Here is a 13511-nt window from a genome sequence, read left to right on the forward strand (position 1 = left end):
GCCGGGTGAACGCGTTCGACCTCTCCCGCCTGCGGCCCCGGCTCCCGTCCCCCCTGGAGCCGGTCGAGGACGAGCGCTTCACCCGGCGCGGCCTGCGGCTGCTGCTCAAGCGCGACGACCTGATCCATCCGGATCTTCCCGGCAACAAGTGGCGCAAGCTGGCGCTCAACCTCCGGGCGGCCGACGGCCGTCCGGTCCTGACCTTCGGCGGCGCGTACTCCAACCACCTGCGCGCGACGGCCGCCGCCGGACGGCTGCTCGGCTTCGACACCATCGGGGTCGTACGCGGGCATGAGCTGGCCGGCCGCCCCCTGAACCCCTCGCTGGCGCGGTGTGCCGAGGACGGGATGCGGCTGGTGTTCGTGGACCGCGCCACGTACCGCGCCAAGGCGGACCCCGAGGTGCTGGCCGGGCTGCTCGCCCAGTCCCCTCCGGAGACCTATGTCGTCCCGGAGGGCGGCAGCAACGCGCTCGCCGTCGAGGGCTGCGTGGAGCTCGGCCGCGAGCTGCGCGGGGCGGCCGACGTGGTCGCCGTCGCCTGCGGTACGGGCGGCACGCTCGCGGGCCTGGCGGCCGGTCTGGGCCCCGGGCAGCGGGCGCTGGGCATCCCGGTCCTCAAGGGCGGCTTCCTGGGCGCGGAGATACGCGCCCTGCAGCGGACCGCGTTCGGCGGCCCGCGGGGCGAGTGGAGCCTCGACGAGCGCTTCCACGGCGGCGGTTACGCCCGGACGACCCCGGATCTCGACGCGTTCGCCCAGGAGTTCGAGGCGGGGCACGGACTCGCCGTCGAGCGGCTGTATGTCGCCAAAATGCTCTACGGACTGGTCACCCTGGCCGAGGAGGGCGCGTTCGCCCCGGGCACGACCGTCGCGGCGGTGATCACCGGCGCCCCACGATGACGGCCCGCGCATCCCTGCGCGATGACGGCTCCGCACATGCCCCCGCGGTGACGGCCCGCTCAGCACACCGCGGTGAGGGCCCGCTCAGCATCCCGGGAGTGACGGCCCGGCTCAGCACCCCCGCAGTGACGGCCCGCGCATCACTGTGGTGACGGCCCGCGCATCACTGTGGTGACGGCCCGCGCATCACTGTGGTGACGGCCCGCGCATCACTGTGGTGGCACCCCCTTCAGGCGCCGTCCTCCCGGTACGCCGCCGCCTCCTCCAGGTCGAGGCGGCGCAGCAGCGTCCGGAGCATCTCGTCGTCGATGCGGCGCTCGTCCCTGAGCCGGACGAACACCTCTCGCTCGGCTTCGAGCACCTCCCCGGCGAGCCGGCGGTAGGTGTCGTCCGCCGTCTCGCCCGTCACCTCGTTGACCGCGCCGAGGCGCTCCCACACCGCGTTGCGGCGCCGCTCCATGACTGCGCGGAGCCGGTCGGCCAGCGGTTGCGGCAGGGCGTTGCGTTCGTCGCTCAGCAGCGCGTCGAGGCGCTCCTCCGCCGCCCGCGAGGCCTCGCTCTGGGCCTGCGCCTCGGCCAGGGTCTCCGCGTACGTGTCGCGGCCGGGAAGCTTCAGAAGACGGATCAGCGGCGGCAGAGTGAGGCCCTGGACCACGAGCGTCCCGATCACGGTGGTGAAGGTGAGGAAGAGGACCAGGTTCCGGGCCGGGAACTCCTCGCCGTGCGTCGCCAGCGGGATGGAGAAGGCGATGGCCAGGGAGACCACGCCGCGCATGCCGGCCCAGCCGACGATCAGCGGCGCCCTCCAGTCCACTCCCGGTTCCCGTTCCCTGATCCGCCGTGACATCCAGCGCGGCAGGAAGGTGGCGGGGTAGACCCAGACGAAGCGGACGACGACCACGGCCACGAAGACCCCGAGGGCGTACGCGGCCGCCTCGCCGATCCCGTACCGCCCGAGGCCCTGGACGACGTACGGCAGCTGCAGGCCGATCAGGGCGAAGACGGCGGACTCCAGGATGAAGGCGACCATCTTCCACACGGCCTCCTCCTGGATACGGGTCGCGAAGTCCACCTGCCAGTTGCGGTGTCCGAGGAAGAGGCCGACGACGACCACGGCGAGGACGCCGGAGGCGCCGACCTCCTCGGCCGCCGCGTAGGCGACGAAGGGGATCAGCAGCGAGAGGGTGTTCTGCAGCAGCGGCTCGCCCAGCCGGCAGCGGAGCCAGTGGATGGGGGCCATCAGGATCAGGCCCACGCCGATGCCGCCGATCGCCGCGAGCGCGAACTCGCCGATGCCACCCGCCCAGCTGATGCCCTCGCCGACCGCCGCGGCGAGCGCCACCTTGAAGGCCGTGATGGCGGTGGCGTCGTTCACGAGGGACTCGCCCTGGAGGATGGTGGTGATCCGGTTCGGCAGACCCAGCTTGCGGGCGATCGCCGTCGCCGCGACCGCGTCCGGCGGCGCGACGACCGCGCCGAGCACGAGGGCGGCGGTCAGCGGCAGGTCAGGGACGAGGACGTACGCGAGCCAGCCGACCGCGACGGTGGCGAAGAGGACGTACCCGACCGAGAGCAGGGCGACGGGCCGGATGTTGGCCCGCAGGTCGAGGTACGAGGAGTCCACCGCCGCCGTGTAGAGGAGCGGGGGCAGGATGAGCGGAAGGATGATGTGCGGGTCGAGCGTGTAGTCCGGGACGCCGGGCACGTACGAGGCGGCGAGACCGGCGGCCACCAGGAGCAGCGGCGCGGGCACCGGCGTCCTGCGGGCCGCTCCGGCCACCGCGGCGCTCGCCGCGACGAGTCCCACCAGCTGCAGTGCGTCCATCCCTACGTCCCCGTCCCCGGCTCGTTCCAGCACGTAACCTGGCCATCATGAGCGAGTGTCCTCACGTTGCCGAAATGCCGCGCCCCGAACCGGCGCCGCTGACCGACACCTGTCCCGAGTGCCTGGCCGACGGCACGCACCCCGTCCAGCTGCGGCTCTGTCTGAGTTGCGGGCACGTGGGATGCTGCGACTCCTCGGCGGGGCGGCACGCCAGTGGGCACTTCTCGACCACCGGCCACCCGGTGATGAGGACCTTCGAGCGGAACGAGCGCTGGCGGTGGTGTTTCGTGGACGGTTCGATCGTCTGAGGGGTGGGTACGACAATCCTCCGCCGGTCGCTCGCAATTGGGCCCCGCAGACCTCTAGCCACTGTCCGTACTCATGGCCTTACCATGAGTGACAGACGGGGACGGGGTCCCGACCGGGGCCCACGGCGACACGGCAGCATGGATCGCGATAGCGTCACGGCGGATTACGCAACCGACTGCGTACCGCCCGGTTCGGGGGGCTTTCTCCCTCGATCCCCGAATGAGCTTGTGCCACCTTGGAGGTGAGGGTGTCCCAGATCGCAGGCGAGCCCGGGTCCCAGGACTTCGTGGAAGTCCGGCTGCCCGCTGCGGGTGCCTACCTGTCCGTGCTGCGTACGGCCACAGCCGGCCTCGCGGCACGCTTGGACTTCACCCTCGACGAGATCGAGGACTTGCGGATCGCGGTCGACGAGGCGTGCGCCATCCTGCTCCAGCAGGCCGTACCGGGCTCCGTCCTCAGCTGTGTCTTCCGCCTCGTGGACGACTCGCTGGACGTGACGGTCTCGGCGCCGACGACGGACGGGCGGGCTCCGGAGAGGGACACCTTCGCCTGGACGGTGCTCTCCGCGCTGGCCGGGAAGGTCGAGTCGTCCGTCGCGGACGACAAGACCGTCTCCATCAGCCTGTACAAACAGCGCGGCGCGGGGCCAGGCCCGGCGTGAGGAGCGGGGACGCGACGGCCGGCATCCCTGAGCAGCAGGCGCGGCCGCATCCGGAGGTCGAGGTCGAGGTCGCTACGGAGCAGGCGGTCCAGATGAGCGAGCACGAGCAGCACAACGAGGTCCTCAAGGACGCCGAGGAGGCGGAGGTTCCCGCGGCCCCCGAGACCACGGGAGCCTCCGGGACCACCGAGGCCCCCGGGAGCACTGCGGTCGCCGGGACCCCCGAGGTCGCCGAGGTCCATGAGGCGTCCGAGGACTCCGAGGTCCCGGAGGTCTCCGAGTCGCACGAGGCCCCGGCTCCGCACGACCGGAGCGGGGCGCGCGCGCTCTTCGTCGAGCTGCGCAAGCTCCCGGAGGGCTCCCCGGAGAAGGCGGAGCTCCGCAACCAGCTGGTGCGGATGCACCTGCCGCTGGTCGAGCATCTGGCCCGGCGGTTCCGCAACCGGGGCGAGCCGCTCGACGACCTGACGCAGGTCGCGACGATCGGTCTGATCAAGTCGGTGGACCGCTTCGACCCGGAGCGCGGTGTCGAGTTCTCGACGTACGCGACGCCGACGGTCGTCGGCGAGATCAAGCGGCACTTCCGGGACAAGGGCTGGGCGGTGCGCGTGCCGCGCCGGCTGCAGGAACTGCGGCTCTCGCTGACGACGGCGACGGCGGAGCTGTCGCAGCTGCACGGCCGCTCGCCGACCGTGCACGAGCTCGCGGAGCGGCTCGGGATCTCGGAGGAGGAGGTCCTGGAGGGCCTGGAGTCGGCGAACGCCTACTCGACGCTCTCCCTGGACGTGCCGGACACGGACGACGAGTCCCCCGCGGTGGCCGACACCCTCGGCGCGGAGGACGAGGCCCTGGAGGGGGTCGAGTACCGGGAGTCGCTCAAGCCTCTCCTGGAGGACCTGCCGCCGCGGGAGAAGCGGATCCTGCTGCTGCGGTTCTTCGGCAACATGACCCAGTCGCAGATCGCGCAGGAGGTCGGCATCTCGCAGATGCACGTCTCCCGGCTGCTGGCCCGCACGCTGGCCCAGCTCCGGGAGAAGCTGCTCGTCGAGGAGTAGCCGAGGAAGGGCGAGCGGCCGACGAAGAGCGAGCGGCCGAGGAAGGGCGAGCAGCCGAGCAACGCCGAGCGGCGGTCGAAGAGGGCCGCCGTCACGCCTCCCCTGCCGTCACGCCTCGCCCGCCGTCACGCCTCGCCGCGACGGCCGATGCCCAGTGCCTCGGTCGTCGCGGGGTTCACGAGGAGGACCAGGCCGCCCACGGCGAGAGCGGCGAGAGCGATGCCGGCCGGGATCATGGCGCTGTTCGCCTGGAGGAGCTGCCAGGCGACCGGCAGCGCCAGGATCTGGGTGATGATCGCCGGCCCGCGGCTCCAGCTCCGCCGCAGCAGCAGTCCGCGCGCCGCGGCCCCCGGGATCAGTCCGAGCGCGATCAGCGTCACGCCACCCATCAGGGCCTGCGTCAGCCCGTCCGGGTCGCCGGTGAACGCCGTCACGAGCACGTACACGCCCCCGGCCATCAGGGCGAGGGCTTCGATTCCGGCCACCGCCGCGGCCGCGGTCAGCCGGACGGGTCGGGGGGTCTGCTCCGTACTGCTCATACCAGGCAGGGTAGCGGGGCCGGGCCGGCGCTCCGCGGGTCAGGGGCCGTCCAGCGGGGGCGTCCGCCTGATGGCCACGACTGGGATCGGTACCGCCGGGTAGGTACGCTGGCGGCCATGCGCGCACTTCTTGTGGTCAATCCGGCAGCCACCACCACCAGTGCCCGCACGCGTGACGTCCTCATCCACGCCCTCGCGAGCGAGATGAAGCTGGAGGCCGTCACCACCGAGTACCGGGGGCACGCCCGCGACCTCGGCCGGCGGGCCGCCGAGTCCGAGGACATCGAGCTGGTCGTGGCCCTGGGGGGCGACGGGACGGTGAACGAGGTCGTCAACGGACTGCTCCACGACGGTCCGGATCCGGACCGGCTGCCGGGTCTGGCGATCGTCCCCGGCGGCTCGACCAACGTCTTCGCCCGCGCGCTCGGACTGCCCAACGACGCCGTCGAGGCGACGGGCGCGCTGCTCGACGCGCTCCGTGAGCGCCGTGCACGCACAGTGAGCCTCGGGCTCGCCTCCGGGGCGCCGGGGACGGAGGACGAAGGGGTCCCGTCCCGCTGGTTCACGTTCTGCGCCGGATTCGGATTCGACGCCAGTGTCATCGGGCGAGTCGAACAGCAACGGGAACGCGGCAAGAGATCCACGCACGCGCTCTACCTCCGTCAGGTGTTCCGCCAGTTCCTGGAGGAGCCGAACCGCCGGCACGGAACGATCACCCTGTCCCGCCCCGGCGAGGAGCCGGTCGAGGACCTGGTCCTCTCCATAATCTGCAACACGTCCCCCTGGACCTACCTGGGCAATCGTCCGGTGTACGCGTCTCCGGAGGCCTCGTTCGAGACGGCCCTCGACGTGCTCGGACTGAGCCGGCTCTCGACTCCCGCGGTGGCCCGGTACGCCACTCAGCTGCTCACTTCCAGCCCCGAGCGCGGTCCGCACGGCAAGCACGCCCTGACTCTTCACGACCTCACCGACTTCACCTTGCATTCGAAGGTTCCGCTGCCTCTCCAGATGGACGGAGACCACCTCGGACTGCGTACCAGCGTGGCGTTCACAGGCGTTCGCCGTGCACTGCGTGTGATTGTGTGAGTGGAAGGGCCCAAAGTCCTTTCACTCGAACGTTTAGACTGCCATCCACCCCTTAGAAGTACGGCTGTGACCTAGTCGACACCGAGGAATCAAAAAAAACTTTCCGGAAGGGGTTGTATCCGCTGCCGAGGTTTGCGAGTCTCTTCTTGGCGATCGGGACGGCCCGCAACACCGGCCTCCACTGAGAGCCAGAACCCCTCCTCAGTCCAAGGACCACACCAGTTCATCTGGCAGTCGGCCCTTCACTTACGGGGGGATTCGTGAAAGCGTTCACATTCACAAGCAACCAGCTTGTAACACTCAGAGAGGTAGCAGCCATGGACTGGCGTCACAACGCCGTTTGTCGTGAGGAAGACCCCGAGCTGTTCTTCCCCATCGGCAACACCGGTCCTGCGCTGCTGCAGATCGAGGAAGCCAAGGCCGTCTGCCGCCGCTGCCCCGTCATGGAGCAGTGCCTGCAGTGGGCGCTCGAGTCCGGCCAGGACTCCGGCGTCTGGGGTGGCCTCAGCGAGGACGAGCGCCGCGCGATGAAGCGCCGTGCCGCTCGCAACCGGGCGCGCAACGCGAGCGCCTGAACACCCTGAATAGCCTGAGGCAGGCGGCGCGTACATCGCGTACGCAATCACCGCTCCCGAGCCGCAGCGCGCAGCAGTAACCCACAGCATTCGAGCCCCGGACCGACTCCTTCGGTCCGGGGCTCGCTGCTGTGCGCACGCTCGCGCGGCTACTTCTGGGAACGTACGGGGATGTCGAGCACGACCCTGGTGCCGCGCTCCGCACCCGGCTGCATGTCGAACGTGCCGCCCAACTCCCCTTCCACCAGGGTCCGTACGATCTGCAGACCGAGGTTGCCGGCGCGCTGGGGGTCGAAGCCCTCGGGCAGACCGCGGCCGTCGTCCTTGACCGTGATCAGCAGACGGGCGTCGGCGCGGGGCTCGCCGCGGACGGCCGTGACCTCGACGGTGCCGGTCTCCCCCTGCGCGAAGGCGTGCTCCAGGGCGTTCTGCAGGATCTCGGTGAGGACCATCGAGAGCGGGGTGGCCACCTCGGCGTCGAGGATGCCGAAGCGGCCGTTGCGCCGGCAGGTCACCTTGCCCGGTGAGATCTCCGCCACCATCGCGATCACACGGTCGGCGATCTCGTCGAACTCCACCCGCTCGTCCAGGTTCTGGGACAGCGTCTCGTGGACGATGGCGATCGAACCGACCCTGCGCACGGCCTCGTTGAGGGCCTCGCGTCCCCGGTCCGAGTCCATCCGGCGCGCCTGGAGCCGGAGCAGCGCGGCGACGGTCTGGAGGTTGTTCTTCACCCGGTGGTGGATCTCCCGGATGGTGGCGTCCTTGGTGATCAACTCACGCTCGCGGCGGCGCAGTTCGGTGACGTCGCGGAGGAGGACGAGCGAACCGATGCGGGTGCCCTTGGGCTTGAGCGGGATCGCCCGGAGCTGGATCACACCGCCGTTGCCCTCGACCTCGGCCTCGCGCGGCGCGTAGCCGGAGGCGAGCTTGACCAGGGCCTCGTCGACGGGGCCGCGGGCGGGGGCGAGTTCGGCGGTGATCTGGCCGAGGTGCTGGCCGACGAGGTCGGCGGCGAGGCCGAGCCGGTGGTACGCGGAGAGGGCGTTGGGCGAGGCGTACTGGACGATGCCGTCGGCGTCGAGCCTGATCAGTCCGTCGCCGGCCCGCGGCGAGGCGTCCATGTCGACCGCCTCGCCGGGGAAGGGGAAGGTCCCGGCGGCGATCATCTGGGCCAGGTCGGAGGCGGACTGGAGGTAGGTGAGCTCCAGGCGGGAGGGGGTCCGCACGGTGAGCAGGTTGGTGTTCCGGGCGATGACGCCGAGGACACGGCCCTCGCGGCGTACGGGGATGGACTCGACCCGTACGGGGACCTCCTCGCGCCACTCCGGGTCGCCCTCGCGCACGATCCGGCCCTCGTCGAGGGCGGCGTCGAGGAGGGGGCGGCGGCCGCGTGGAACCAGATGGCCCACCATGTCGTCCTGGTAGGAGGTCGGCCCGGTGTTGGGCCGCATCTGCGCCACGGAGACGTAGCGCGTGCCGTCCAGGGTGGGGACCCAGAGGACGAGGTCGGCGAAGGAGAGGTCGGAGAGCAGCTGCCACTCCGAGACCAGCAGGTGGAGCCACTCGAGGTCGGACTCACTCAGAGCGGTGTGCTGGCGGACGAGGTCGTTCATGGAGGGCACATGAGCGAGCGTACCCGCGGAATCGGGGGGCGATGAACCTGGATCTCACGGGCTTCGTGTTGGAGGATGGACCGGGAACGCAGCCTTGCCGATGGATGGACAGACGAGAATGGTCTAGTCCACAATGGCGGAGCAGTGTTCTTGTGAATACCTCCGCCCTCCCCGCACAGGAGGGCGGACGAGAGGATCGGCGCTCTCTGCCCTGACTGCGCCGGGACCTCCCGATAACGGCCGTGGGACCGCACATCCTCGGCCGGGCAACTCCGGGCTGCGGTGCCGGACGGGTTGAGGGTCCCGTCGGGCGCCGTAGCCCGCGGGTGTTTTCCGGGCCGGTGACGCCTCCCCCGCCCCCTCCAGGAACACCGGGCGAGCCCGCCCACCCCCGCCCCGCCTTTCCGAGAGACAGGGCTCCGGTGGCTGCGCGGGGCGGGCCGTTCGACGATGGAGACGGGCCGGGGGGAGAGCGCCGAGAAGGGCGCCGAAACGGGCGCCCGCACTCCCGCCCGCACTCCCGTCCACGAGTCGGAAGGGCCTGAGCGGACGGCCCCCGCTCTGCTAGATTGAGCTTTGATTGGTCTATACCACCAGGCCCCTCACCAGCCCCTCACCAGATCGGCAGGCACAGCGTGGAAGTTGTCATCGTCCCGGACGCCACGGCAGGCGGAGAGCTCATCGCGGACGGCATCGCCGGCCTCCTGCGCCGCAAGCCCGACGCGCTGCTCGGCGTTGCCACCGGCTCGACTCCGCTGCCCATCTACGAGGCCCTGATCGCCCAGGTCAAGGCCGGTTCCGTGGACGCCTCCCGCGCCCGGATCGCCCAGCTGGACGAGTACGTCGGACTGCCCACCGGGCACCCGGAGTCGTACCGCTCCACCGTGCTGCGCCAGGTCGTCGAGCCGCTCGGGCTCTCCGAGGACGCCTTCATGGGCCCCGACGGCTCCGCCGAGGACGTCCAGGCGGCCTGCGAGGCCTACGACCAGGCCCTGCGCGACGCCGGCGGGGTCGACCTGCAGATCCTCGGCATCGGGACCGACGGCCACATCGGCTTCAACGAGCCCTGCTCGTCGCTCGCCTCGCGGACCCGGATCAAGACGCTCACCGAGCAGACCCGCGTCGACAACGCGCGCTTCTTCGAGAACGACATCGAGCAGGTGCCGCACCACGTCATCACCCAGGGCATCGGCACCATCCTGGAGGCCCGTCATCTGGTCCTCCTGGCCACCGGCGAGGGCAAGGCCGACGCGGTGGCCCAGACCGTCGAGGGCCCGGTCGCCGCACTCGTGCCGGCGTCGGCGCTGCAGCTCCACCCGCACGCCACGGTCGTCGTGGACGAGGCCGCCGCGTCCAAGCTGAAGCTCGCGGACTACTTCCGTCACACCTTCGCCAACAAGCCCACCTGGCAGGGCATCTGAAGCGTCCGTACGGCCCTCGCGCGGTCCGTACGGAGTCCGTGCGTGAAGGGGCCCGGCACCTGAAAACCAGGTGCCGGGCCCCTTCGCGTACGCCCCCGGACGGGGGGGCCGGTCTCAGATCCCCGCGATGGCCTCCGCAGCCGCGCGGCCGCAGACCCGGGCCGCGCCGTGCGTGGCGATGTGCAGTGCTCCCCGGGGCTCGGCCTGGTTCAGGCCCATCTCCACCACGACGGTGTCCGGGCGGGCCGCCAGCAGGGCGTCGAGGGCCTCGGTCATCCACGGATGCCGGTGGGCGTCCCGTACGACCGCGACGATCCGGCGCTCCCCGGCGGCGGCGAGCACGGCGTCCACCGACGGCTCGTCGTAGGCGCCGGTCTCGGTGCCGGGCAGCAGCCGCTCCAGCTCCGCGGCGACGCCCCAGGGCGTCTCGTCGCCCACGGCGAAGTTGGCGACCGGGGTGAAGGCGGCGACATAGGGGGCGTCCGTGACCGGCGCGCAGGGCCGCTCTCCCGTCGTGACCGTCAGGGCCCGGCGTGCCGCGACGAGTCCGATCTCGGTGCCGGGCGCGGTCCCCTCCTGCACTGCCGCGCCCGGCCCCGGAACAGCCCCCCTGGCCCGGTGCGCCTGGGTCCAGGACGCCAGGGCGCGTACCCGCGCCGCGGCGTCCGCCAGCCGCTCCTCGGGCAGTTCACCGGTCCGTACCGCTGCGACCAGCGCGTCACGCAGCCGCAGTACGGTGTCCTCGTCGGCCAGCCCGCCGCCGACGCAGATGGCGTCGGCGCCCGCGGCGATCGCGAGGACGGATCCACGCTCGATGCCGTACGTCGACGCGATGGCCTGCATCTCCATGCCATCGGTGACGATCAGCCCCTCGAAGCCGAGCTCCTGGCGCAGCAGACCGGTGAGGATCTGCGGGCTCAGGGTCGCCGGGCGGTCAGGGTCGAGCGCGGAGAGAAGGATATGCGCGCTCATGACTGCTTTGGTACCCGCGGCGATCGCAGCGCGGAAAGGTACCAGCTCACGGGCGTGCAGTGTGGCGAGGTCCACATCGATCCGGGGCAGCGCGTGGTGCGAGTCCACGTTCGTGTCGCCGTGCCCGGGGAAGTGCTTGGTGCACGCGGCGACGCCGACGGCCTGGAGGCCCTCGACGTACGCCACGGTGTGCCGGGCGACCAGATCGGGGCCGGCGCCGAAGGACCGGACGCCGATGACGGGGTTGTCGGCGTTGGAGTTCACGTCGGCCGACGGGGCCCAGTTGAGGTCGACCCCGCAGGCGGCGAGCCGGCGGCCGAGCTCCTCGGCGACGGCGCGGGTGAGGTCGACGTCGTCGACCGCGCCGAGCGCGTAGTTGCCGGGGAAGGAGGAGCCGTGCCGGACCTCCAGGCGGGTGACGTCCCCGCCCTCCTCGTCGATGGCGACCAGGACGTCGTCGCGCTCGGCCCGCAGCCGCGCGGTGAGCGCGGCGAGCTGCTCGGGGGAGGCGATGTTCCGGCCGAACAGTCCGACCGAGGAGAGCCCTTCGCCGATCCTGCGGAGCAGCCAGTCGGGCGCGGTGGTGCCGAGGAACCCTGGCTGGAGGACCGTGAGCGCGTCACGGGTCAGGGTGTCCGAGGCGGTGGCGAGTGTGCTCATGGGCGGTGTCATCCCTTCACCGCGCCGGCCGTCAGGCCCGCGGCCATCTTGCGCTGGACGAGCAGGAAGAGGATCACGATGGGGACGGCCATCATGGTGGAGCCCGCCATCATCGGGGCGTACTCGGTGCCGTTCTTCGTGATGAAGTTGCCGAGCCAGACGGTGGCCGTCTGGTTCTGCTGGCTCATCAGCATCAGCGCGTAGAGGTACTCGTTCCACGCCTGGATGAAGCCGTAGACGGAGGTGGCGACCATGCCGGGGGCGAGCAGCGGGAAGACGACCCGGACGAACGCGCCGGTGCGGGTGCAGCCGTCGACCTGGGCGGCCTCCTCCAGCTCCTTGGGGATGTTGACGATGAAGCCGCGCAGCGTCCACACCGTGAAGGGGAGGATGAAGGTCAGGTACGTGATGATCAGGCCGCTGATCTTGTCGTACTGGCCCAGGTCGTTGAGCATCAGGAAGACCGGGATGATCATCGCCACGAGCGGGACCATCTGGACGGCGAGGATGCCGACGATGACGATCTTGCGCCCGCGGAAGGCGAAGCGCGAGATGGCGAGCGCCGCCAGCATGCCGACGATGATGCCGATGACGACGACCACGGACGAGACGATGAGGCTGCGGGTGACCGGGCCCCAGAAGTCGGCGATCTCCAGCGCGCGCTTGAAGTTCTCCAACGTGAAGGTGGAGGGGAAGAAGTGCGGGTTGGGGTCGATGGCGTCCTTGGCCGGCTTGAAGGCCGTGTTGACCATCCAGTAGACCGGGAAGCCGATCGTCACGAAGACGAGGAGCCCGATCAGGTTCCAGCCGAGCTTCGACTTGCGGCGGCGGGCGACGGCGGGGCGGGTGACGGCGGGGGCCGCGGTGTCCGTGCTCACTCCACCTCTCCGATCTTCAGCATCTGACGCATGTAGACGGCGACCACGCCGAGCAGCAGCACGACGGTGACGAGCGCGATCGCGGAGCCCATGCCGTAGTCGTTGACGACGAACGCCCTGTCGAACGAGTACGTGGTGAGCAGCTGGAACTCGGCCTCGGGGTGGCCGTTGCGCATGACGTAGACCTGCGGGAAGACGCCCATGTCCCAGATCACCGAGAGCGTCGTCAGCATGACGATGATCGGCTTGAGGATGGGCAGGGTGACGAAGCGGAAGACGCCCCAGGCTCCGGCGCCGTCGAGGCGGGCGGCCTCCTCCAGCTCCTTGGGGACCTGGGTCAGGCCGGCGCTGAGCGTGATGACGACGAAGGGCACGGCGCCCCAGACGACCAGCAGCATGATGACGGCCAGGCCCTGGGGGCCGCTGGCGAACCAGTTGTGGCCGATCATGTCGACGCCCGGCACCTTGCTGAGCAGCCAGTTGAGGACGCCGTAGTCGGTGTCGAAGAGCCACTTGAAGATGGCGGTGGCGACGATGATGGGCATGCCCCAGCTCGCCACGAGCGCGATGTTGATGAGCGCCTTGACCCAGCCGGAGACGCGCTGCAGCAGCAGCGCGATCAGCATGCCGAGGACCATCGTGAGGACGACGGCGCCGCCCGCGAAGATCACGGTGCGCAGGACGACGGCCCAGAACTCGCCGTCACCGAGGATCTTGGTGAAGTTCTCGAAGCCCGCCCACTCCGCCTCCTGGAAGCCCCAGAGCTGGGGCTGCCCGAAGTACTGGAACGAGAGGGTCACCAGGCGCACGAGCGGATAGCCGAGCACCAGGAGCAGGATCAGGAGGCAGGGCGCGAGCAACAGCCAGGGGATGCCACCCCCGCCCAGGCTCGGCTTCTTCCCCGTCTTCGGGGCACCGGCTGCGGGGCCGGATGGTGGCGATTGCCGCGCCGGCGGCACCTTCGCGGTGGTTGTGTCTGCGGCACTCATCCCGTGCTCCTCAGCGATCCCTCTCG

13 protein-coding genes are annotated in these 13511 nt (G+C 70.8%); 7 read left to right on the top strand and 6 right to left on the bottom strand.

Annotated features, from left to right (window positions below; all coding sequences use genetic code 11):
- The first annotated feature begins 5 nt into the window (after window positions 1-5).
- On the top strand, window positions 6-899 hold the full coding sequence (locus ACF1G2_RS14210) for a 1-aminocyclopropane-1-carboxylate deaminase/D-cysteine desulfhydrase (protein WP_391798513.1): 894 nt from the start codon (window positions 6-8) through the stop codon (window positions 897-899).
- Window positions 900-1128: 229 nt separating this feature from the next.
- Here ACF1G2_RS14210 and ACF1G2_RS14215 read toward each other — a convergent pair whose 3' ends face one another.
- Complete coding sequence (locus ACF1G2_RS14215; RefSeq protein WP_391798514.1) at window positions 1129-2724, bottom strand: Na+/H+ antiporter; 1596 nt, start codon at window positions 2722-2724, stop codon at window positions 1129-1131.
- Window positions 2725-2771: 47 nt separating this feature from the next.
- Here ACF1G2_RS14215 and ACF1G2_RS14220 point away from each other — a divergent pair, with 47 nt between their 5' ends.
- The 3 genes from ACF1G2_RS14220 to ACF1G2_RS14230 all read left to right on the top strand — a co-directional run bounded on the left by ACF1G2_RS14220 (window position 2772) and on the right by ACF1G2_RS14230 (window position 4749).
- The gene (locus ACF1G2_RS14220; RefSeq protein WP_352186996.1) at window positions 2772-3032 is read left to right on the top strand and encodes a UBP-type zinc finger domain-containing protein; all 261 of its coding nucleotides are present in this window, start codon (window positions 2772-2774) and stop codon (window positions 3030-3032) included.
- Between the two features lie 248 nt (window positions 3033-3280).
- The gene (locus ACF1G2_RS14225; protein ID WP_361436509.1) at window positions 3281-3694 is read left to right on the top strand and encodes an anti-sigma regulatory factor; all 414 of its coding nucleotides are present in this window, start codon (window positions 3281-3283) and stop codon (window positions 3692-3694) included.
- Window positions 3691-4749 carry an RNA polymerase sigma factor SigF gene (locus tag ACF1G2_RS14230; protein ID WP_391798515.1) on the top strand — a complete coding sequence of 353 codons (1059 nt, stop codon included), beginning with the start codon at window positions 3691-3693 and terminating at the stop codon, window positions 4747-4749. The genes ACF1G2_RS14225 and ACF1G2_RS14230 overlap by 4 nt, the downstream gene beginning before the upstream one ends.
- A gap of 125 nt (window positions 4750-4874) precedes the next feature.
- Here the strand turns inward: ACF1G2_RS14230 and ACF1G2_RS14235 are convergent, their stop codons facing one another.
- Window positions 4875-5288: a hypothetical protein gene (locus tag ACF1G2_RS14235; protein WP_391798516.1), complete on the bottom strand. Its 414-nt coding sequence runs from the start codon at window positions 5286-5288 to the stop codon at window positions 4875-4877.
- A gap of 117 nt (window positions 5289-5405) precedes the next feature.
- Here ACF1G2_RS14235 and ACF1G2_RS14240 point away from each other — a divergent pair, with 117 nt between their 5' ends.
- Together ACF1G2_RS14240 and ACF1G2_RS14245 are read left to right on the top strand one after the other, a co-directional pair.
- A complete protein-coding gene (locus ACF1G2_RS14240; RefSeq protein ID WP_391798517.1) occupies window positions 5406-6374 on the top strand; it encodes a diacylglycerol/lipid kinase family protein in 969 nt (322 codons plus the stop codon).
- Between the two features lie 317 nt (window positions 6375-6691).
- Complete coding sequence (locus ACF1G2_RS14245) at window positions 6692-6949, top strand: WhiB family transcriptional regulator (protein WP_003953983.1); 258 nt, start codon at window positions 6692-6694, stop codon at window positions 6947-6949.
- 149 nt (window positions 6950-7098) lie between these two features.
- Here the strand turns inward: ACF1G2_RS14245 and ACF1G2_RS14250 are convergent, their stop codons facing one another.
- Window positions 7099-8565: a sensor histidine kinase gene (locus ACF1G2_RS14250; protein WP_391798579.1), complete on the bottom strand. Its 1467-nt coding sequence runs from the start codon at window positions 8563-8565 to the stop codon at window positions 7099-7101.
- 635 nt (window positions 8566-9200) lie between these two features.
- On the opposite strand from ACF1G2_RS14250, the gene nagB reads away from it, so the two are divergent.
- Complete coding sequence (gene nagB / locus ACF1G2_RS14255) at window positions 9201-9986, top strand: glucosamine-6-phosphate deaminase (protein ID WP_391798518.1); 786 nt, start codon at window positions 9201-9203, stop codon at window positions 9984-9986.
- A 114-nt stretch (window positions 9987-10100) separates the two neighbouring features.
- Here nagB and ACF1G2_RS14260 read toward each other — a convergent pair whose 3' ends face one another.
- Genes ACF1G2_RS14260 through ACF1G2_RS14270 form a run of 3 tightly spaced genes read right to left on the bottom strand, consistent with a single transcriptional unit; the run spans window position 10101 to window position 13485 of the window.
- On the bottom strand, window positions 10101-11618 hold the full coding sequence (locus ACF1G2_RS14260; RefSeq protein ID WP_391798519.1) for a glycoside hydrolase family 3 protein: 1518 nt from the start codon (window positions 11616-11618) through the stop codon (window positions 10101-10103).
- An 8-nt stretch (window positions 11619-11626) separates the two neighbouring features.
- On the bottom strand, window positions 11627-12496 hold the full coding sequence (locus ACF1G2_RS14265; protein WP_391798520.1) for a carbohydrate ABC transporter permease: 870 nt from the start codon (window positions 12494-12496) through the stop codon (window positions 11627-11629).
- Window positions 12493-13485 carry a carbohydrate ABC transporter permease gene (locus ACF1G2_RS14270; protein ID WP_391798521.1) on the bottom strand — a complete coding sequence of 331 codons (993 nt, stop codon included), beginning with the start codon at window positions 13483-13485 and terminating at the stop codon, window positions 12493-12495. The genes ACF1G2_RS14265 and ACF1G2_RS14270 overlap by 4 nt, the downstream gene beginning before the upstream one ends.
- Window positions 13486-13511 lie beyond the last annotated feature (26 nt).

The organism is Streptomyces sp. NPDC013457 (assembly GCF_043089925.1).
GTDB lineage: Bacteria > Actinomycetota > Actinomycetes > Streptomycetales > Streptomycetaceae > Streptomyces.

Bases quoted from the DNA above. Each gene is read 5' to 3' on its own strand.
- ACF1G2_RS14220 (WP_352186996.1), top strand. From the start codon at position 2,772: ATGAGCGAGTGTCCTCACGTTGCCGAAATGCCGCGCCCCGAACCGGCG.
- ACF1G2_RS14235 (WP_391798516.1), bottom strand. From the start codon at position 5,288: ATGAGCAGTACGGAGCAGACCCCCCGACCCGTCCGGCTGACCGCGGCC.
- ACF1G2_RS14215 (WP_391798514.1), bottom strand. From the start codon at position 2,724: ATGGACGCACTGCAGCTGGTGGGACTCGTCGCGGCGAGCGCCGCGGTG.
- ACF1G2_RS14260 (WP_391798519.1), bottom strand. From the start codon at position 11,618: ATGAGCACACTCGCCACCGCCTCGGACACCCTGACCCGTGACGCGCTC.
- ACF1G2_RS14240 (WP_391798517.1), top strand. From the start codon at position 5,406: ATGCGCGCACTTCTTGTGGTCAATCCGGCAGCCACCACCACCAGTGCC.
- ACF1G2_RS14250 (WP_391798579.1), bottom strand. From the start codon at position 8,565: ATGAACGACCTCGTCCGCCAGCACACCGCTCTGAGTGAGTCCGACCTC.
- ACF1G2_RS14270 (WP_391798521.1), bottom strand. From the start codon at position 13,485: ATGAGTGCCGCAGACACAACCACCGCGAAGGTGCCGCCGGCGCGGCAA.
- ACF1G2_RS14245 (WP_003953983.1), top strand. From the start codon at position 6,692: ATGGACTGGCGTCACAACGCCGTTTGTCGTGAGGAAGACCCCGAGCTG.